The following is a 19,535-nucleotide window of genomic DNA, read 5'->3' on the forward strand; positions in this document are numbered from 1 at the left end:
CGCCGTCACCGCCAGCATATGCGCGAGCGCTCCCGAGGCCGCCCCCTTTGTGGCTTCCTTCATGCCATTTTCTCCCTAGACTTGGGCGTGACTCATCGTTGCGCGGCTAGCGCACCCGACGGCCAATTGTTTTTACTCGGAACACCCCTTGCGAGTACTCACCGCGATTTGTCCCCACGCGGCGAATATCGACTGTGCCAAGGTCGATCAGCAATGCGGCGGCATTTTGACTCGATGTTGTTGCTCCTGCGGACGCGCAAGAATAGAGTTTCCTGGAACTTTCGCCGCTAACGACAAAAAGCATCAAAGGCTCAGGGAAAATCTTCAGGAAAATCATGGCCCGCATCAACTACAGCGACCCGTCCAGGGCATCCGACCGCACCCGCGAAATCCTCGACAAGAATCGCAATGCCAACATTTTCCGCATGATGTCGCATTCGCCGAGCTATTTTGAGCAATACTGCCGCCTCGGCGGCGCCATCCGCCACAAGGGCGAGCTTGACCCCATCGTGCGCGAGCTCGCCATCACCCGCACCGGCATTTTGTGCGAGGCGCCGTATGAGATCGTCGCGCACAAGCGCATCGGCAAGAATGTCGGTGTGACCGACGAGCAGAACGAGGCGCTCGAGAACTGGCAGGCCGCCAAGTGCTTCGACGAAACCCAGCGTGCCGCGCTCGCCTTCACCGACGAGATCGTGAAATTGAACAAGCCGACCGAGGCGACCTTCAAGGCGATCGCATCGAAGCTGACGCCCGCCGCACTGGTCGAGCTGCAGCTTTCGGTCGGCTTCTACATCATGACGTCAAAGTTCCTGGAGACGTTCGAGATCGATCTTCAGCCGGTCACGGAAGTGGTGGGCTGATCCATAGCTGCGGCGAGGGATGCCGATGACGATCGATGAATATGCGGCCTGGGCCGCCAGCGTTGCGAAAGTCGATGAGCATCCGTCCAACGAGCGGCTGTCCTATCTCGGGCTCGGCCTCGCCGGCGAATCCGGCGAGGTCGCCGAGCACATCAAGAAGCTGCTGCGCGATGACTGGCTCGACAAGGCTGGTCTCGTCGAAGAGCTCGGCGACGTCATCTATTACTGGGCCTGCCTGTGCGCCGCGACCGGCCAGCAGCCATCCGAATTGCTCAAGGCCAGCGCCGCCAAGATCAGGCGGCGGATCAGCGAGGCGGCAAGCCGCTAGAGGGAACGATTTTCCTTGTGGCCATCCTTCGAGACGCCCGCCGCAGCCGGGCCCTCAGGATGAGGACCGAGCGCGCGGCGGTGGTTTCAACGAGTGCTGATGCCGCTTAGGCTCATCCTGAGGAGACCGCGAAGCGGTCGTCTCGAAGGACGAGGCGCGCGCTCAAGCCGACGTCAGAATATCCACCTTGGCGTTGGCGACAATCAGGCGATCGGCGAGGAGCTGCGCCAAATTGCGCATGATGCGCTCCGAGGCCCGCGGGTGCTGCTCGCGGAAGCGCTCGAAGTCCTTCAGGGGCGCCTCGAACGCGGTCGCCGCCATGTCCGCGAACACGTCGGCGGAGCGGGTGGTCTCGATCAGGGCCATTTCGCCGAAGGCCATGCCGGCGGTGAGCGTCGCCAGCCGCACGCCGTCGGGAAGCGTGACATGCACCGCGCCGCTGCGCAGGAAGAACAGAGCATCGGCGGGATCGCCCGTGGTGAGGATCTTTGCACCGGACTGATAGGTGCGGATCGTGCAGATCGAGGCGAGGTCGGTCAGCTCTTCCGCGCTGAGCCCTTCGAGCAGCGGCTGCTCGGCAAGCTCGGTGGTCTCGTGAAAATCGATCGAGCCGCCGTAGCGGTAGACGATCTGGTCTTCGGCCCATTCGATCGCGGTGTCGAGCAGATAGAAGTCGCGGACATTCTTCAGCTCCGCGGTCCATTCCCGCAACGTATTCCACTCTTTCGAGGCGCGCCTGACGCCTGACAGCACCACCGTGACATTGAGCGCGGCGAGTTCCGCGAACGCCTCGGCCACGAGCCGTGCGCCGGCCCGTGTCGTGGAGGTGACGCGGTGCAGATCGAAGATCACGAATTGCGGCCGCGGCCGGCCCGCAAGCCGGCGCGAGACGTAGTCGACCGCCGACAGTGACAGCGTGCCGACCAGCTCGATGATCCTTACCTCCTGCTCATGCGTCGCGAGAATGTCGCGCTCCTGAGGCCGGCGGACACGGCGCGACGGGCTCTTGCCGATGTCGTAGTCGGCGATGACGGCGTTGCGCGCATCGTCGCTGCGGTTGAGCATGTGCAGGTCGTAGTGCGAGGACAAGGCTTCGCACACCTTGATGCCGCGCACGCTGTTGCCGTGCTTGTCGAGCCTCGGCGAATAGCTGCCGAGCCCGAGGCGGGCAGGCAGCGCGGCCAGAATGCCGCCGCCGACTCCGCTCTTGGCGGGAATGCCGATCCGGTAGATCCATTCGCCGGCATAGTCGTACATGCCCGACGACGTCATCACCGACAGCGTGCGCGAGATCGCGTAGGCGCTCAGCACCTGTTCGCCCGTGACGGGATTGACGCCGCGATTGGCGAGCGTTGCCGCCATCACCGCGATGTCGCGCGCGGTGACCAGCACCGCGCATTGCCGGAAATAGACGTCGAGCACGGCTGCGACGTTGTCCGAGATCACCGCATTCGTCTTCAGGAGATAGCCGATGGCCCGGTTGCGGTCGCCGGTCTGGCTCTCCGAGGCATAGACCGCCTCGTCCACGGCGAGATCGCGGCCCGCAAAGCGGCTGAGCGCGAGGCGGATCTGCTCGAACGCGTCAGGGCCCTTGCTGTCGTAGATCAGCCCGGTGCAGGCGATCGCGCCGGCATTGACCATCGGGTTGAACGGATGATTCTCCGAGTTGAGGCGGATCGAGTTGAAGGGATCGCCCGAGGGCTCGACGCCGATCGCACTCTCGACCCTGTTTGCGCCGAGCAGATCCAGCGCCAGCGCGAACACGAACGGTTTCGACATCGACTGGATGGTGAAGGGCACCCGGCTGTCGCCGACTTCATAGACATGCCCGTCCAGCGTCGCGAGGCTGATGCCAAAATAGGCAGGATCGGCTTTGCTGAGTTCGGGAATGTAGTCGGCCACGCTGCCTGCGGTCTCGGCCGAGAATTCGTTGAGACAATTGTCCAGAAACCGCAGCAAGGGCGGCTTCGAGCGGGTCCAGGCGGAGGCGAGCGGCGAAAGCGGTTCCATCGCCTCTCTTTGTGCAACGCAATCAGGGCACGCGCAACCCGTTCGGCACCATGGTCTGCCGACGGACCAGCAGCAGGGCGAGCAACACGGTGGGGCCGAGGATGGCGAGGCCGAGCAGCGTCACCTGCATCTGCGACAGCGGCATGATGCCGCCGCCCGGGGTCGCCACCACAAAGCCGCCGATCACCAGCAGCACGCGGATCGGCCATTCCAGTGCGCCGGCGCCGCGCAGGTCGCCGACGAAGGGCTGATAGCCCTGGATGCCGCCGCAGATGAAGAGGGTGCCGAACGCCGCCAGCCCCATCAGGCCGAGAGCGGCGAGATAGGGGCTGGGTCCCTGCAGCACCAGCGCCGGATTGAGCACGAAGAAGAACGGGATGAAGTAGATGATGCTGCCGACCCACATCGATTCCCAGCCCGTCTTCATCGCCGGCGAGCCGGCGATGCCGGCCGCCGCAAAGGACGCGATCGCGACCGGCGGGGTGATCGACGACAGCATGCCCCAGTAGAAGATGAACATGTGCACGGCCATCCTGTTCAGCCCGAGCTTCTCCAGCGCGGGCGCCACCAGGATGGCGAGGAAGATGTAGCAGGCCGTCGTCGTCAGCCCGAGGCCGAGAATGAGGCTGGTGAGGGCGCACATGCCGAGCAGCAGGAACGGATTGTCGCCGGCGATGTGCAGCAGATCGTTGGCAAGGCTCGACACCACGCCGGTCATCGAGAACGCCCCGATCAAAAGGCCGCAGCCGGCGAGAATTCCGACCAGTTCGACGAAGGTGCGGCCGTTGACCTCGAGGAATTTGCCGATGGTCGCCATCGTCCAGCGCGTGTCCCTGGAAAAGAGCTGGTTGAGAACCAGCAGCAGCGCGGTGGCATAGAACGGCGCGTGGCTCTCGCGCTTGAAGTAGAGCAGCATGACGATCAGCAGCGCGATGACGAAGACGTAGTACCAGCCGTCCTTGATCGTATCCAAGACACGCGGCAGCTCGGCGCGCGGAATGCCCTTCAGCCCGTGCCGCGCGGCGTAGGAATCGACCTGCATGAACAGGCCGATGTAATAGAGCGCGGCCGGAATAACCGCGGCGAGCGCGACGTCGGCGTAGCTGACATTGAGGAACTGCGCGATGACGAAGGCGGTCGCCCCCATCACCGGCGGCGCCAGCACCGCGCCTGTCGAGGCGCAGGCCTCGATCGCGCCGGCATAGGAGGCGCGGAACCCGCTCTTCTTCATGACAGGAATGGTCATGGTGCCGGCCGTTAGCACGTTGGAGATGATCGAGCCCGACATCATGCCGAGCAGGCCGCTGGCGAAGATGCAGACCTTGGCCGCGCCGCCGCGAAAGGTGCCGCACAGCGCGAAGGCGAGATTGATGAAGAATTTTCCGGCACCCGTCATCATCAGCGCGGTGCCGAACACCAGGAAGCCGATCACGGTGTCGGCGAAGGCCTGGATGGGAATGCCGAGCAGGCTCTCGCCCGACAGAACGTGATAGGCGGTCGCCTGTTCCAGCGTCGATTGCGTGCCGCGGAACGGCCCGAGCCAGCCGGACTCCGCGAACAGCGGATAGACCGTGAAGGGGAAGACACTCAGCAGCAGGCTCCAGCCGCCGGTGCGGCGCAGCGCCTCCATCAGCATCACCCACATCACGAGACCCGCGGCGATCACGGTATTCGGCGCGCCGCCGAATTCCCAGCCGGCCTCCGCCGCCTTGCGCACGTTCGACATCAGCAGCAGCGCGGCGGCAAAAGTCACAAGGAAGAAGACGAGGTCGTACCAGGGAATGCGGTCGAGCGGCGCGCGCTCGGTGCCCGGGAAGATCACGAATGTGAAGGGCAGCATCAGGGCGATCAGGAGATAAAAGTACTCCGTGTTGAGCTGGGTGTAGCCGACGAAGAAGCGCAGCGAGAATTGCTGATTGATGCAAAGAAGAATCGTCGCCGCGGTCGCGATGACGAGCGTCCAGCGCCAGGCACCGCGCAAGCTGCGGACGCGCGTGACCTCGGCTTCCTGCATGTTGGCGGCGGCGCCGTGCGGATCGTCGAACACGACCCGCTTGGCCACGTCCTGCGGGGCGGTGGAGACGGAAGCAGACGACATGATCGACCCCGCGTGGGCAATTGACCGCTGACGATTATTCGTCGAAGCCGTTCGGCATGTCGGCCTTGGCGAGCGCAGCGGCGCGCGCCTTCATCCAGCCGTCGAGAAAGGCCTTGTCATCCGCAGGCGGGCTGGTCTTGCCGTAATCGGCCCATGCCGCGCCGAGCACCTCCTGGCGTTTGATCAGCTTGTTGTTGTAGGCGTCCTGCGCCTCGCTCCATTGCCCGGCTTCCTTCAGCGCCTTCACCGCCCCGGGATGCACCGGCACCACCCAGTTCTTGGTCTGCCGGTCGGCGGCAAGCCCACCGGCGCCGGGCGCGGAATCCTTGTAGGAATCGTAGTTCACGATCATCGCCTTGGTGATCGCATAGACCTGGTCGGCCGGCTGCGAGGCGTAGGCGACGAAGATAGGGTAGGGGTAGTTGCCGAGTTCGATCGGCTTGTCCGGCGTGATACCCGCGCCGCAGGTTGCAAGTTGCGGGAAGAAGAACGAGCCGACCTTCTGCATCCGCGCCCAGCCTTCCTTATCCTTGGCCGGCAGCGGCGGCCAGACCAGGCCGCGCGGCGAGGTTTCGGCTTCCTTGGCCGGGCCCGTGATGGTGGTGCCAAAGGCGGTGTCGGTGTCGTTGTTGATCAGGCCCTTCCACATCGCGCCGTAGCTTGCGAACTCGACGATCTTGACGTCCTTCTGCGTCAGCCCTGCGAAGGCGAGCACCGCGAGCGAGTTCTGGTTCAGCGCCGGCGAGCCGACGACAAAGCCGACGCGCTTGCCCTTGAGGTCCTTCAAGTCCTTCACGCCGGTATCGGCGGCAACGCCGAGCGTGCCGCAATTGCAGTCGACCGACGAGAGCAGGATCTGGAGCGGCTGCGGACCCCATTCCCTGGAGCCGAATTCGAACACGCCTTCCTGTGCGAAATAGCTGCCCGACCCCATTGCCGCGGAGGCCGCGCGCTTGGCGCGCAGCGGTGCGAGGCGCGCGACGTCGTTGCCGGCCGGCAGCACGCGCACGTCGGTCGAGTATTTGTCCTTCATCATCTTGCCGACGCCGACCGCGATGTTGAATCCGGCGGTGCCGGTGTCATAGGCGGTGAACGTCAATGTCGCCGGCAGCTTGATGTCATCGGCCATTGCATAGCGTGTAGACGCAAAAGAAACGCCCGCAACCAAGGCAGGCGCGAGCAACATCAGCCCACGAGACATATTTCCCTCCCATCGTCTTCGCTTTCGCCACGAAGATTTCGTTCTTTGTTTGAAACATATTTTTGTTTGAAACAGATCATGTCACCGCGATCAGGCGATGGCAACGCTGTACCGCGCGCGGAGGAACGAGGCTGACAGATTGTCGCGGAAGCCTCGAGATAAGCAGTCAGTTCGCGACGATCGCGATCGCCTGTCCTTCGGCCACGACGTCGTCGAGCTTCACCAGCAACGATGTGATCGTGCCGCTCGCGGGCGAGGGCACCGGTATCTCCATCTTCATCGCCTCGACCACCACAACGTCGTCGCCATCCGCAACGGTTCCTCCAACTTGCACGGGAGTTGCGCAGACGCGTCCGGCGATCTCCGTGACGATCTTAATTTCTGGCATGCCATCGCCTTTTTGTTGTCGCCGCAAAATGCCTGAGGTAGCGTCGTCTGCAAGTGGAATTTAATTCCGCACAGCGGAACAAGCGGTAGGGAACATGGGACGACGTTCAGAGCGGTTGAGTAGGCAAGGAGCACTCGCTGGCGACGCCGGTGAGGGTGATGTCATCCAGGTGGTGTCGCGCGCGTTCGACGTGTTGCGATGCTTCGAGGGCCACGAGGCCAGGCTCGGCAATCTCGAGATATCAAATCGCTGTGGACTGCCGCGCTCGACGGTGTCGCGGCTCACGCACACGCTGACGCGGATGGGCCAACTCGTCTATCTGCCGCGCGACCAGAAATATCGCATCGGCCCGAGCGCGGTCGCGATGAGCGCCTCGATGATGAAGGGCGCGCAACTGCGCAGCATGATCCGCCAGCGCCTGCAGGAAGTGGCCGAGCAACTGCCGGGCACCGTCGGCTTCGTCGTGCCCGATCGCTTCCATCTGGTCTATCTCCAGTTCGCGCGCTCGGCCTCTGCGCTCGGCCTGCACGAGGGCACCGGCAGTCGCATCTCGATGGCCTCGACCGCTGCGGGCGCGGCCTACACCGCGGCGCTGGCGCCCGAGCTCGGTGATGCATTCATCGCGGACATGGAGCGGGAAGCTCCCGAGGCTGTAAAAATCCTGCGGCCCCGCATCGAGGCCAACCGGCAGTCGCTGCGCGAGCGCGGTTACGTCACGGCCTGCGGCCTGTGGAGCCCGCACATCAACGGCCTCGCGGTGCCGATCTGGTCGCCGCAGTACCAGACCTTCGTGGTGATCACGATCGGTCTTCTGTCCGCGATGTATGACGAGCAGCGTCTGCATGCCGAAGTCGCGCCGCTGATGGTCGCGCTCGGCCGCTCGCTCGGCAGCCTGCTCGAAGGCGCGGAAGGCGACGTCTTCAACGCTCGTATCTCGCGCAAACCGGTCGCGATGGCCGTGCACAACAATAACAAGCCGATCAATTCGGAGGGAGTGGATGAACTGGAAGCCGGAACTCGACGAGCTCGCCCGGCGCGAAGCCTTCGCGCGGGAGATGGGCGGCGTTGACAAGGTCAAGCGTCAGCATGACCAGGGCCGGCTGACTGTTCGGGAGCGCATCGACGGACTGATCGACAAGGGCAGCTTTCACGAGATCGGTGCCGTCTCCGGCATCGGTGAATATGATTCCGGCGGCGAGCTGAAGAAGCTGACGCCGGCGAACTGCGTGTTCGGCCGCGGGCGCATCGACGGCCGCACAGTGGTCGTCGTCGGCGACGACTTTACCGTGCGCGGCGGTTCGGCCGATGCGTCCATTTCCGCAAAGCCCCTGATGGCGGAGGAGATGGCGCACGACTTCCGTCTGCCAATCGTCCGCATCATCGAAGGCTCCGGCGGCGGCGGCTCGGTCAAGACCATCGAGACCAAGGGGGCCGCGAATTTGCCTGGCGGCATCGGCGGCACCCGCTGGTATCGCTTCACGACCGAAAATCTGTCGCGTGTGCCGGTGGTCGCGCTCGGCCTTGGCTCGGTTGCGGGCTTGGGTGCGGCGCGGCTGGCCGCCAGCCACTATTCCATCATGACCCGGAAGTCAGCGATGTTCGTCGCCGGGCCGCCGGTGGTGAAGGCGCTGGGGCAGGACCTCTCGAAGGAGGAGCTCGGCGGCGCGGACATCCAGACCCGCGCCGGCGCGGTCGATCATGCCGTCGACACGGAGGAAGAGGCTTTCGCCTGCACGCGGCGCTTTCTGTCTTATCTGCCGTCATCGGTTCATGAGCTGCCGCCGACCTTGCCCTGCACCGATAATCCGGAGCGCACCGAGGAAGCCCTGATGAATGCGGTGCCGCGAAACCGCAAGCAGGTCTACAAGATGCGCCCGATCATCGAGTCCGTCGTCGACAAGGGCTCGTTCTTCGAGGTCGCAAAGAATTTCGGCAAGCCTGTCATCGTCGGGCTGGCGCGACTCGAGGGCAGGGCGGTGCTGCTCCTTGCGAGCGACAGCTTTCACTATGGCGGCTCCTGGACGGCGGATGCCTGTCAGAAGGTGGTGCGCTGGGTCGACTTCGCGGAAACCTTCCATCTGCCGATCGTCTATCTCATGGACTGCCCCGGCTTCATGATCGGCCTCGATGCCGAGAAGGCGGCGACCATCCGCCACGGCGTCCGCGCCATGGCGGCGGTCAACCAAACCACCGTGCCCTGGTGCACCGTGATCCTGCGCAACGCGTTCGGCGTCGCCGGCGTTGTGCATCAGCCGGCCGACCGGTTCTCGATCCGCTATGCCTGGCCGTCGGCCTATTGGGGCTCGCTCCCGCTCGAAGGCGGAATCGAAGCCGCCTACCGCGCCGACATCGACGCGGCCGAGGACAAGGCGGCCAAGCTCAAGGAGATCGAGGAGCGTCTCAACAAGCTCCGCTCGCCGTTCCGCTCGGCCGAGAAATTCTGGGTCGAGGAGATCATCGATCCCAGGAAGACGAGATCGTTGCTGTGCGAGTTTGCAAGGCTGGCCGAGCCGCTGCGCAAGGCCGGACCGCCGGAGAACATGACGATCAGGCCGTAGCGCGCCACGGAGGCGGGCATCCGAAAGTCCCGAATCGGTCCGAAAGGCCGATTTGCCATGGGTGGGGCGGGAGTCCGCCGCTTGCGACCTGCCCGGGAGGCGGCGCGCGGCCGGGCCGGCATCGCTTGTCCCTGGGGCGGCAATGGGCCGGCCGGCCCCGTTGCCGTATACCGCCCCGACTCTGCGATCGCGTTTAACCCACGTTAATGATGCCTTCTCAATATGATACATCCAACCTGTTGCAGCCCATGTTGCGGATGGCTCGTAAGTCTTGATTAAGACAGCCCTCCGCATATTCCGCCCATGACAACGATTGCCGGGATCGAAACCCGGCAGTCTTTTCGTTGATTTCAGGGGAAGGGCCGCTGCCGTAGCGACGGCAGCCAGGATGAAACTCATGCTCCGCCGCGCAATGCTTCGTTTCGTGAGAGACCGGAAGGCCAACGTCGCCATCATCTTCGCGCTGGTGATGATCCCCACCATCTTTCTTCTCGGCATGGCGCTCGACTACACGCAGGCGCTGCGCAAGCGGGAGCAATTGAACGCGGCGGCTGATGCGGCCGCGATCGCGGCCGTGAGGCCGGCGATGCTGACGCAGACCGACAACGCCGTCGTCAAGGCGACGGCGGAAGCCGTCTTCGCGGCGAAGGCGAATCTTCCCGGGCTGTCCGCGACCCCGACACCGACGGTCACCGTCACCGATTCTGGGCTCGCGCGGACCATCACGGTTGCCTACACAGCCCAGTCCATCAACAATTTCCCGGGCGTTCTCGGCAAGCAGACCTGGCAGGTCAACGGCTCCGCGACGGCGAAGGCCTCCAGCGCGCCCAACATGAACTTCTATCTGCTGCTGGACGACTCGCCGTCGATGGCGATCGCCGCGACCCAGACCGATATCAACAACATGATCACCGCCACGAAGAACCAGCCTGGCGGCTCGAAGAACTGCGCGTTCGCCTGCCACGAGACGAACCCCCAGAAGGACAGCGGTGCGTCCTCCTCGACGAAGGACAACCTCACGATCGCCCGCGCCAACAACATCACGCTGCGCATCGATCTTGTGAGCAATGCCGTCACGCAATTGCTGGTCGGCCCCTGGACGTGCCCGCAGTCGGGTGTGTCGGGCGGCGTGATGCAGTGCATGTCGGCGCTCAACAACACGACCTACAAGGCCGCCATCTACACCTTCGACTACGGCCTGAACACGATCCAGACGCTGACCACCCCGACCACCGCCGGCACGAAGATCGCCAACATTCAGCTGATGACGGTCGATCACCAGAACTGCATCATTGTCGACAGCAAGGGCGCCTGCGTCTACTCCACCGACTACGGCACGGATATCTCGGGCGGACTCACGGGCGTCAACAACGTGATGCCTGCGCCGGGCACCGGCACCAACCAGTCGGGCGATACGCCGCAGGAGGTGGTCTTCCTCGTCACCGACGGCGTCGAAGACAAGCTGATGCCGAAGCCCGGGACCTGTGACGCAGCCGCCACCTATCCGCTCCCGACGGGCAGCAGCTCGACCGTGCGCTGCCAGCAGGCGCTCGACACGACGGTCTGCACGACGATCAAGAATCGCGGCATTCGCATCGCGGTCCTCTACACCGAGTATCTGCAACTGACGACCGACAGCTGGTACAACAGCCGCATCGCGCAGTTCAACAATCCATCCTCGTCCACGGGCATGATCGCACAGCGGCTGCAGTCATGCGCATCGCCGGGGCTGTATGCGAGCGTGCAGACCGGCGGCGACATTTCCGCGGCGCTGACGAACCTCTTCCTCAAGGTTGCGTCAAGCACCGCCAGCCTCGTGCAATAGAGAGCGTACCATGACCGTACGGGACGCCACGACAACGAAGACACGTCGCAATCGCTGCGCCGCTTTCGCTGCCGACAGCAAGGGGGCCACGGCCGTCGAATTCGCGCTCGTTGCCGCGCCGTTCCTCGCCCTCGTCATCGCGCTCATTCAGACCTTTCTCGTGTTCTTTGCCCAGCAATTGCTCGAAACCGTGGTGCAGCAATCGGCGCGTCTCGTCATGACGGGACAGGTTCAGTCGGCGCAGCTGACAAAGGATGTGTTCAAGCAAAAGGTCTGCGATCAGATCGTGATCCTGTTCAACTGCAGCGACCTGATGGTCGATCTGCAGGTGGCAAATACGTGGTCTTCCGCCAATACAGGCATGCCGAGCTTGACCTTCGATGCCACGGGTGCGGTCAAGAACGCCTGGCAGTACGATCCAGGCGATGCCGGCGATATCGTCGTGCTCCGGGTGATGTACCAATGGCCGGTGTTCCTCGGGCCACTCGGCTTCAACCTCTCGAATCTTTCGAACGGCAACCGGCTGATCATGTCGTCGGCCGCGTTCCAGAACGAGCCAGGAGCTACCTAATGATTGCCGCCCTGTCGTCTCGCGCCCGGCACCTGTGCACCGATGTTCGCGCCGTTGCGGCGACGGAATTCGCCATCGTCGCGCCCTTCATGCTGCTGCTCTATGTCGGCGGCGTCGAGCTCGGAAACGGGCTGGCGATGAACGTCAAGGTCAGCGCGACCGCGCATAGTGTCGCCGACATGATCACGCAGAACACGCAGGTCACCTCGACCCAGATGGACAGCATCCTCGGGGCTGCGAGCGCCATCATGGCGCCCTATGCCGTCAAGAACAGCAGCGGCGCCTCCATCATGACGATCACGGTCTCCGAAGTCTCGACCGACAGCAACGGCAACGCGACGGTCCAATGGAGCAAGTCGACCAGCTCGTCGGGGGCGAGAACCGTGGGTCAGCAGATGACCCTGTCCCAGTTCACCGCGACCAATCCGAGCAATCCCAACAACGCCAACATCTCGCTCATCCTGAGCGAGGTGTCCTACGACTATACGCCCAACCTCGGCTACACCATCAGCGGCACGGTGAAGCTGACCGACAGCTACTACCTGTTCCCGCGCTGCTCGACGAACAGCCCGACGACGTCGACCTTCCCATACTACGACGTGAAATATCCGGCGACGACGACATGCACGTGCGTTCAGCATCTGCAGCAGAAGACCTGCTAGCGCTCCAGACGGCGCGATCAACGCAAGCCGCGAAGGCGACGCGGCGGCGTGACCCCGGAAGAATATCGCGCTACCCTCTCTGGACAAGAACAAGAGGGAAACGCCAATCGTGTACGACTTCATTATCGTGGGCGGCGGCTCGGCGGGGTCCGTGCTGGCCCACCGGCTCTCCGCCAGGAGCGCCAACAAGGTCCTGTTGTGCGAGGCCGGACAGGACACGCCGCCCGGCAACGAGCCGGCCGAGATCAGGGACAGCTATCCGGGCACGGCTTATTTCGATCCGCGCTTCCACTGGACCGAGCTCAAGGTCACGACCCAGATCGTCAGCCACAACAATCCGAACGAGGGGCGCCCGCCTTTGCGCAAATACGAGCAGGCGCGGGTGCTTGGCGGCGGCTCGTCGATCAACGGCCAGATGGCCAACCGCGGCGCGCCGACCGACTACGACGAATGGGACGCGCGGGGCGCCGCGGGGTGGCGCTGGAACGACGTGCTGCCCTTCTTCAAGAAGGTCGAGCGCGACCTCGATTTCGACGGACCGTACCACGGCAAGGATGGCCGGATTCCGGTCCGCCGGATCCCCAGGGAGCACTGGACGCGGCACTCGCAGGCATTCGCCGAGGCCTTCCAGCAGGCCGGCCATCGATTCGTAGCCGACCAGAACGGCGAGTTCGTCGACGGCTATTTCCCGGTGACGCACTCCAACCAGGCCGAGCAACGCGTCTCGGCCGCGATGGGCTATCTCGATCGCGACACGCGCAAGCGCACCAACCTGACGATCTCGACCAATACGCAAGTCAGGGAGTTGCTGTTCGAGGGCACGCGGTGCGTCGGCGTGAAGGCCGTGGTCGACGGCCGCGCGCAGGAATTCCGCGCCCGCGAGATCATCCTCTCCAGCGGCGCCATCCATTCGCCGGCGCATCTGCTCCGCGCCGGCATCGGCCCGGTCGGTCATCTCAAGGATCTCGGGATTCCCGTGCTGATGAGCCTGCAAGGCGTCGGCCAGCGCCTGATGGATCATCCGTCGATCTCGCTGTCGTCCTTTGTCCGCCGCGGCGCGCGCATGAACGAGCACACCAGGCGCCACATGCAGCTTGGCCTGCGTTATTCGTCCGGGCTCGCAGGCGTGCCGAAGGGCGACATGTTCGTCGTCGTGCTCAGCAAGTCGGCCTGGCACGCCGTTGGCGCCCAGATCGGATCGCTGCTGACGTTCGTCAACAAGACCTATTCCGAGACCGGACAGGTCAAGCTTGCCTCGCGCGATCCGGAAGCCGAGCCGATCGTCGAGTTCAACCTGTTGTCCGACCGGCGCGACCTCGATCGCCTGATGAGCGGTTTCCGCAAGATGGCGGCCGTGCAGATGAGCGACGCCGTGAGGGCGGTGACGGACAAGCCGTTTCCGGCGTCCTACACCGATCGCGTGCGCAAGATCGGCGTGGTTAACACCAGGAACAGGATGCTGACGAAAATCGCCGCGGCGCTGATGGACGGGCCGGCGGCGCTGCGCCACTACATGATCGACAAATTCGTGGTCGAAGGCTTCACCTTCGACGACGTCATCAACGACGACGAGGCGCTGGAAGCCTTCGTGCGCAAGGCGACCATCGGCGTGTGGCACGCCTCTTGTTCATGCCGCATGGGCCGCGCCGACGATCCGATGGCGGTGGTCGATCCGGAGGGCCGGGTCAAGGGCGTGCAGGGCCTGCGCGTCGTCGACGCCTCGATCTTCCCGGTGGTGCCCTGCGCCAACACCAACTTCCCGGTCCTGATGTCGGCGGAGAAGATCGCGGCGGCAATGATGCCGTAGGCTGCAGCGGTTTTCTTTCGCCGTAGCGGGCCGCCGTCTCGACACGCAAATCCCTCGGTGGGCGAGAGCCGGAACTGTCCACAGATGACAATCCGGGCATGCGCCGTGACACGGAACCCGGAACCCGCCTTCGGCGTTCTTTTCCAAATCTCGCCTTTCGGCTTGAAACGGGTCGTCAGCCTGCGCGACCAGCGACGGGCCGGAGCGCGCCTTGTAGAGATGGAACAGGGGGTTCAATGATCGATCCATCGAGCGGGGCCCAGGCCAGCGACGCCGGTGATCTGCCCAGGATCTCGACCGGCAGCGACGGCCTCGACAATATCCTCTATGGCGGGCTCGATCCCAATCGCATGTACCTCTACGAGGGTCGGCCCGGCTCGGGCAAGACCACCATGGCGCTTCAATTCCTCCTCGAGGGCGCCCGTTGTGGTGAACGCGTGCTCTATGTCTCCCTGTCGGAAACCAAGCGTGAGCTGATGCTGGTGGCGCGGCGCCACGGCTGGTCGCTGCAAGGCGTCGACATCTTCGAGCTGGTGCCGCCGGAAACGACACTCGATCCGGATCGCGAGCTCACCGTGTTCCATCCCGCCGAAATGGAGCTGAGCGAAACCACCGGCCTGATCTTCAAGGAGGTCGAGCGGATCAATCCCACGCGCGTGGTGCTGGACAGCCTGTCCGAGCTGCGCCTCCTCGCGCAGAACCCGCTCCGGTACCGGCGCCAGGTTCTGGCCTTGAAGCACTTTTTCACCAACCGCAATTGCACGGTCATCCTCCTCGACGACCTCTCGTCCTCCCAGGACGATTTGCAACTCCATTCGATCGCCCATGGCGTCGTGATGCTCGAACAGCTCGCCATCGACTATGGCGCGGAGCGCCGGCGCCTTCGCGTGATCAAGATGCGCGGCATCCGGTTTCGCGGCGGCTTCCACGATTTCACGATCGAAGCGGGCGGCGTGCGGATATTCCCGCGTCTGGTGGCGGCGGAACATCACGCCTCGTTTGTCGGCGAATTCACGCCCAGCGGCAATGCGCAGCTCGACCAGCTCCTGGGAGGAGGGCTCGAGCGCGGCACCAGCGCGCTTCTCTTGGGCGCCGCCGGTGTCGGCAAATCGTCTCTCGCGCTGACCTATGCGATCGCGGCGGCAAACCGCGGTGAGCATGCCGTGTTCTTTGCCTTCGATGAAGGTCGCGGGACCGTGGAAGCACGGGCTCGAACGCTTGGGCTCCCTCTTGAAGGCTATCTGCAGTCGGGGCTCATCCGATTTCAACAGATCGATCCCGCCGAGCTCTCCCCCGGGGAGTTCGCCGCCAACGTGCGCAAGAGCGTCGAAAGGGACAACGCCAGAATTGTCATCATCGATAGTCTGAACGGCTATCTGAACGCGATGCCGGACGAGCGGTTTCTCATCCTGCAGATGCACGAGCTCCTGAGCTATCTTGCACAACAAGGCGTGCTGACGATCCTGATCCTCGCTCAGCACGGGCTGGTCGGTCCGATGGAGACGGCTCTCGATATCAGCTATTTGAGCGATGCCGTGCTCATGCTGCGCTATTTCGAGGTCAGCGGAACGGTGCGGCGTGCCCTCTCGGTCGTGAAGAAGCGCAGCGGAAATCATGAAAATTCCATCCGCGAGTTTCGTCTCGGCGGCGCCGGCATCACGCTCGGTCCTCCGCTGAGAGGGTTCAGCGGCATCTTCTCCGGCAATCCGCGATACACGGGCACGGAGATACCGGAAGGGCCGGCGGAATGAGCGCTAACCGCGATCATTGCGTCCTCGTGTTTGCTCCTATCGGCCGCGATGGACCGGCATCGGTCGAGCTGTTCCGCAATTCGGCACTTGAAGCGATCAATTGTCGAAGCCTGCCTGAACTGGTCGGCGAGATGTCCGCCGGCGTGGGCGCGGTCTTTCTGGCCGAGGAGGGCTTGTTCGGGAAGGATACCCAGCCGCTGGCACAGTGGATCGAGAGGCAGCCGCCCTGGTCCGACCTGCCGTTCGTCATCCTCACCAGCCATCGCGAGCAGCCGGCGGTGGTGGCCTGGCGCCGCAGCATCGTGGAGACGCTCCGCAACGTCTCGCTGCTCGAGCGCCCGGTTCAGCCGATCACGCTGACCAGCGCGGTTCAGTCCGCTATGCGGGCGCGCCGGCGGCAATATGAGATTCGAACCTTGCTGCAGGCGCGCGAGCGGACGGCTCAGCAGCTCGAGAAGCTCGTGGTCGAGCGCACCGGCGCGCTCGAGGAGGCCAACAAGCATCTGCGGACCGAAATGGAAGAGCGCGCCCGCGTCGAGGAGACCCTTCGTCAGGCCCAGAAGATCGAAGCCATTGGACAGTTGACCGGCGGAGTGGCTCACGACTTCAACAATCTGCTGATGGTGATCTCCGGCGGCCTGGATATGCTGGACCGGCAGACCGATCCTGACCGGAGGCGTCGACTGTTGGAAGGCATGGTTCAGGCGGCGCAGCGTGGTGCCGGCCTCACCAGGCAGCTTCTGGCTTTCTCGCGGCGGCAGAAGCTCCGGCCCGAGGCCGTCGACATCGCGGCGCAGATCGGCGGAATGCGCGAATTGCTCGACCGCAGCCTGCGCGGCGACGTTCACGTCGAGTTCGATTTTCCGGATGGCCTTTGGCCGGTGGAGGTCGATCCGGGAGAGCTCGAGCTGGTCGTCCTCAACCTGGCGGTCAACGCCCGCGATGCGATGCCTAACGGCGGCACGATCCTTGTTTGCGGCGAGAACCTGGCCGGCCTGAACGAGGGTGAGATCGCGGGCGATTACGTTCGTCTGTCGGTGGTCGATACCGGCGTTGGCATGAGCCCCGAAACCCTGGCCCGGGTCTTCGAACCGTTCTTCACGACCAAGGATGTCGGCAAGGGTTCGGGCCTGGGGCTTGCCCAGGTCCATGGATTTGCGACGCAGTCGCGCGGGATGGTTCGCATAAAATCGACGGTCGACGAGGGCACTAGCATCGAGCTCTATCTGCCGCGATCCAACAATATTCCTTCCGGTTTACGCCATCTCATCGACCTGAACAGGGCCCGGCCCAAGAAGGCCAATCATGGCCAGATTCTCCTCGTCGAGGACGACGACGAGGTCGCCGCGCTGGTCAGCGAGATGCTTGAGCAGCTCGGCTACGACGTCACGCGCGCGGCCAGCGCCGCGGCGGCTCTCGGTGCTCTGGCGGACGGCCGCTCCGTCGATCTCGTGTTTTCCGACGTCATGATGCCGGGCGGCATGAACGGCGTCGAGCTTGCGCGGGAGATCAAGAGAAGGCGAAGCGACATCCCGGTCCTGCTGACCAGCGGATACGCCGAGGCCGCGGTTCGCGACGCCGAAATGGCCGGCGTCCAGATCCTGCCGAAGCCCTACCACATCGACGAACTCGCCGCGGCACTCGGCACCGCCAGCTCGAACTTTCGAATTGCCGCGGAAACCAAACGCTCGGGTGCGTCGTGATCGAACCGAGCATAGCCGCCGGGCCTCGTGGGACCATCGGCAGCTTTGCCGGCGGAGGACGAGTTCGCTGCCGAGGAGTACCTGGATCAAATTGATCTAACACAATACCACCCGTCCAATTGTCTGCGACTGTCTCGTTGGAAACCCGGGAGAGACGTCATGACAAACGCGTCAAACGCGATGCTTTGGACGGTCATATTTTTCTGTCTGTCTTTCGCTGCAATTTTTGCGGTTTGGTGTGCCGAGCGGTTGCGCAGGTACACCTCGACGAAGCCATAACGCATCTAGGTTGGCGCCAGAGGATCTGCCGACCGGACGGCGCATGCGCGCCAGAAGATGATGCATTGGCTGGGCTTCGCAGAGATATTTCCATTTGTCCGGCGGACCGAGCCGGCGCGCCGGCCCGGTGGGTGTGGTCGCTCAGGCCATTGCCGGCTTCGGCTCGGGCTTTGGCTGTCGCGACAGCGTCAGCACGATCAGCGAGGCGAAGACGCAGAGCGCGCCGGCGATGAAGAACGCGGGCAGGTAGCTCTGATAGACCGTCCGCGAGAAACCGGCGCCGAAGGCGGCGGTGCCGGCGCCAAGCTGGTGGCCGGCAAAGATCCAGCCGAACACCAGATTGGCACGCTCGGGCCCGAACTTCTGCGCGGTGAGCCGTACCGTGGGCGGCACGGTGGCGATCCAGTCGAGCCCGTAGAACATCGCGAAGATCGACAGGCCGTAGAACGAGAAGTCGCTGAACGGCAGGAAGATCAGCGAGAGCCCGCGCAGGCCGTAATACCAGAACAAGAGGTAGCGGTTGTCGTAGCGGTCCGACAGCCAGCCCGACATGATGGTGCCGAAGAAGTCGAAGATGCCCATCGCCGCCAGCAGGCCCGCGGCCTGCACCTGCGGGATGCCGAAATCCAGACACATCGGGATCAGATGCACCTGCACGAGACCGTTGGTGGACGCACCGCAGACGAAGAACGTCGCGAACAGAACCCAGAACGCGCTCGACTTCGAGGCGTCGCGCAGCGTGCCGAGCGCCACGCCCGTGATCGAGCCGTGGCTGGCCGGCGGCGCGGGCAGGGGTGCGGTGCCCTCGTCGCCGAACGGGCGCAGGCCGACGTCGCTCGGCCTATCGCGCATCGCGAGCAGGACCGCGAGGGCGGAAACGCCAAGCGCGATGCAGACGAAGCCGAGCGCAAGCCGCCAGCCGAAACGTTCGGTCAGGCTTGCGAGCAGCGGCAGGAACACCAGCTGGCCGGTCGCGACGCTCGCGGTCATGATGCCGACGACCAAGCCGCGCCGCGCCGCGAACCATCGCGTCGCGATGGTCGCGCCAAGCACCAGCGCGGTCATGCCGGTGCCGATGCCGATCACCACGCCCCACAGCGCGACGAGCTGCCAGACCTGGGTCATGCCGAGCGAGAGCACCAGCGCCGAGACCACGATGAGCTGCGCGGTGAGCGTCACGTTGCGCAGGCCGTAGCGGTTCAAGAGCGCTGCGGCGAACGGCGCCATCAGTCCGAACAGGATGAATCGGATCGACAGCGCGGAGGAGATCTCCGCCGTGCTCCAGCCGAACTCCTGCTGGAGCGGAACGATGAACACGCCGGGCGCGCCGACCGTGCCAGCGCTGATCAGCGCGGTGAGGAAGGTGATGCCGACCATCACCCAGCCGTAGTGGATATTGCGGCGGCCGAGTGCTGCCGCGAGCCAGTTCGAGATCATCGGGCCTCAACGTTGATTGGCGGGCTTCGAAACACCCGCGTGAGGTTGCAGAAT

Annotated in this window: 16 protein-coding genes; 10 read left to right on the top strand and 6 right to left on the bottom strand. The window is 64.2% G+C overall.

What is annotated here, in order from left to right:
• Positions 1-106 precede the first annotated feature (106 nt).
• Entirely contained in the window at positions 107-337 is a 231-nt protein-coding gene (locus JQ572_RS13290; RefSeq protein WP_211383442.1) for a hypothetical protein, read from the bottom strand.
• Here JQ572_RS13290 and JQ572_RS13295 point away from each other — a divergent pair.
• Together JQ572_RS13295 and JQ572_RS13300 are read left to right on the top strand one after the other, a co-directional pair.
• Positions 336-863, top strand: a complete 528-nt coding sequence (locus JQ572_RS13295; RefSeq protein ID WP_211383443.1) for a carboxymuconolactone decarboxylase family protein — start codon at positions 336-338, stop codon at positions 861-863. The genes JQ572_RS13290 and JQ572_RS13295 overlap by 2 nt on opposite strands.
• A gap of 25 nt (positions 864-888) precedes the next feature.
• On the top strand, positions 889-1,191 hold the full coding sequence (locus JQ572_RS13300) for a nucleoside triphosphate pyrophosphohydrolase family protein (RefSeq protein ID WP_211383444.1): 303 nt from the start codon (positions 889-891) through the stop codon (positions 1,189-1,191).
• Between the two features lie 162 nt (positions 1,192-1,353).
• Here JQ572_RS13300 and glsA read toward each other — a convergent pair whose 3' ends face one another.
• The 4 genes from glsA to JQ572_RS13320 all read right to left on the bottom strand — a co-directional run bounded on the left by glsA (position 1,354) and on the right by JQ572_RS13320 (position 6,888).
• On the bottom strand, positions 1,354-3,201 hold the full coding sequence (glsA, locus tag JQ572_RS13305) for a glutaminase A (RefSeq protein WP_211383445.1): 1,848 nt from the start codon (positions 3,199-3,201) through the stop codon (positions 1,354-1,356).
• Positions 3,202-3,223: 22 nt separating this feature from the next.
• Complete coding sequence (locus tag JQ572_RS13310; protein ID WP_211383446.1) at positions 3,224-5,299, bottom strand: TRAP transporter permease; 2,076 nt, start codon at positions 5,297-5,299, stop codon at positions 3,224-3,226.
• Positions 5,300-5,333: 34 nt separating this feature from the next.
• Positions 5,334-6,500 (bottom strand): TAXI family TRAP transporter solute-binding subunit, encoded by a 1,167-nt coding sequence (locus tag JQ572_RS13315; RefSeq protein ID WP_211383447.1) that lies wholly within the window; start codon positions 6,498-6,500, stop codon positions 5,334-5,336.
• Positions 6,501-6,666: 166 nt separating this feature from the next.
• The gene (locus JQ572_RS13320) at positions 6,667-6,888 is read right to left on the bottom strand and encodes an acyl-CoA carboxylase biotin carboxyl carrier protein subunit (RefSeq protein ID WP_028181345.1); all 222 of its coding nucleotides are present in this window, start codon (positions 6,886-6,888) and stop codon (positions 6,667-6,669) included.
• A gap of 94 nt (positions 6,889-6,982) precedes the next feature.
• On the opposite strand from JQ572_RS13320, the gene JQ572_RS13325 reads away from it, so the two are divergent.
• The 8 genes from JQ572_RS13325 to JQ572_RS13360 all read left to right on the top strand — a co-directional run bounded on the left by JQ572_RS13325 (position 6,983) and on the right by JQ572_RS13360 (position 17,765).
• Complete coding sequence (locus JQ572_RS13325; protein WP_211383448.1) at positions 6,983-7,957, top strand: IclR family transcriptional regulator; 975 nt, start codon at positions 6,983-6,985, stop codon at positions 7,955-7,957.
• Positions 7,887-9,446 carry an acyl-CoA carboxylase subunit beta gene (locus tag JQ572_RS13330; protein ID WP_211383449.1) on the top strand — a complete coding sequence of 520 codons (1,560 nt, stop codon included), beginning with the start codon at positions 7,887-7,889 and terminating at the stop codon, positions 9,444-9,446. The genes JQ572_RS13325 and JQ572_RS13330 overlap by 71 nt, the downstream gene beginning before the upstream one ends.
• A gap of 397 nt (positions 9,447-9,843) precedes the next feature.
• Positions 9,844-11,271 carry a TadE/TadG family type IV pilus assembly protein gene (locus JQ572_RS13335; protein WP_211383450.1) on the top strand — a complete coding sequence of 476 codons (1,428 nt, stop codon included), beginning with the start codon at positions 9,844-9,846 and terminating at the stop codon, positions 11,269-11,271.
• 10 nt (positions 11,272-11,281) lie between these two features.
• On the top strand, positions 11,282-11,842 hold the full coding sequence (locus JQ572_RS13340; protein WP_211383451.1) for a TadE/TadG family type IV pilus assembly protein: 561 nt from the start codon (positions 11,282-11,284) through the stop codon (positions 11,840-11,842).
• Complete coding sequence (locus JQ572_RS13345; protein WP_211383452.1) at positions 11,842-12,504, top strand: TadE/TadG family type IV pilus assembly protein; 663 nt, start codon at positions 11,842-11,844, stop codon at positions 12,502-12,504. Before JQ572_RS13340 ends, JQ572_RS13345 begins: the two co-directional genes overlap by 1 nt.
• A 109-nt stretch (positions 12,505-12,613) precedes the next feature.
• On the top strand, positions 12,614-14,311 hold the full coding sequence (locus JQ572_RS13350) for a GMC family oxidoreductase (protein ID WP_211383453.1): 1,698 nt from the start codon (positions 12,614-12,616) through the stop codon (positions 14,309-14,311).
• A 236-nt stretch (positions 14,312-14,547) separates the two neighbouring features.
• Complete coding sequence (locus JQ572_RS13355; RefSeq protein WP_211383454.1) at positions 14,548-16,062, top strand: ATPase domain-containing protein; 1,515 nt, start codon at positions 14,548-14,550, stop codon at positions 16,060-16,062.
• A complete protein-coding gene (locus JQ572_RS13360; protein WP_211383455.1) occupies positions 16,059-17,765 on the top strand; it encodes a response regulator in 1,707 nt (568 codons plus the stop codon). The genes JQ572_RS13355 and JQ572_RS13360 overlap by 4 nt, the downstream gene beginning before the upstream one ends.
• Before the next feature lie 420 nt (positions 17,766-18,185).
• Here JQ572_RS13360 and JQ572_RS13365 read toward each other — a convergent pair whose 3' ends face one another.
• Positions 18,186-19,481: an MFS transporter gene (locus JQ572_RS13365; protein WP_211383456.1), complete on the bottom strand. Its 1,296-nt coding sequence runs from the start codon at positions 19,479-19,481 to the stop codon at positions 18,186-18,188.
• Positions 19,482-19,535 lie beyond the last annotated feature (54 nt).

This window comes from Bradyrhizobium sp. SZCCT0153 (genome assembly GCF_018129995.1).
Taxonomy (GTDB): domain Bacteria; phylum Pseudomonadota; class Alphaproteobacteria; order Rhizobiales; family Xanthobacteraceae; genus Bradyrhizobium; species Bradyrhizobium japonicum_G.

Coding starts and splice junctions, on each gene's coding strand:
- JQ572_RS13295 (WP_211383443.1), top strand. CDS start 336: ATGGCCCGCATCAACTACAGCGACCCGTCCAGGGCATCCGACCGCACC.
- JQ572_RS13290 (WP_211383442.1), bottom strand. CDS start 337: ATGATTTTCCTGAAGATTTTCCCTGAGCCTTTGATGCTTTTTGTCGTT.
- JQ572_RS13300 (WP_211383444.1), top strand. CDS start 889: ATGACGATCGATGAATATGCGGCCTGGGCCGCCAGCGTTGCGAAAGTC.
- glsA (WP_211383445.1), bottom strand. CDS start 3,201: ATGGAACCGCTTTCGCCGCTCGCCTCCGCCTGGACCCGCTCGAAGCCG.
- JQ572_RS13310 (WP_211383446.1), bottom strand. CDS start 5,299: ATGTCGTCTGCTTCCGTCTCCACCGCCCCGCAGGACGTGGCCAAGCGG.
- JQ572_RS13315 (WP_211383447.1), bottom strand. CDS start 6,500: ATGTCTCGTGGGCTGATGTTGCTCGCGCCTGCCTTGGTTGCGGGCGTT.
- JQ572_RS13320 (WP_028181345.1), bottom strand. CDS start 6,888: ATGCCAGAAATTAAGATCGTCACGGAGATCGCCGGACGCGTCTGCGCA.
- JQ572_RS13325 (WP_211383448.1), top strand. CDS start 6,983: ATGGGACGACGTTCAGAGCGGTTGAGTAGGCAAGGAGCACTCGCTGGC.
- JQ572_RS13330 (WP_211383449.1), top strand. CDS start 7,887: ATGAACTGGAAGCCGGAACTCGACGAGCTCGCCCGGCGCGAAGCCTTC.
- JQ572_RS13335 (WP_211383450.1), top strand. CDS start 9,844: ATGCTCCGCCGCGCAATGCTTCGTTTCGTGAGAGACCGGAAGGCCAAC.
- JQ572_RS13340 (WP_211383451.1), top strand. CDS start 11,282: ATGACCGTACGGGACGCCACGACAACGAAGACACGTCGCAATCGCTGC.
- JQ572_RS13345 (WP_211383452.1), top strand. CDS start 11,842: ATGATTGCCGCCCTGTCGTCTCGCGCCCGGCACCTGTGCACCGATGTT.
- JQ572_RS13355 (WP_211383454.1), top strand. CDS start 14,548: ATGATCGATCCATCGAGCGGGGCCCAGGCCAGCGACGCCGGTGATCTG.
- JQ572_RS13360 (WP_211383455.1), top strand. CDS start 16,059: ATGAGCGCTAACCGCGATCATTGCGTCCTCGTGTTTGCTCCTATCGGC.
- JQ572_RS13365 (WP_211383456.1), bottom strand. CDS start 19,481: ATGATCTCGAACTGGCTCGCGGCAGCACTCGGCCGCCGCAATATCCAC.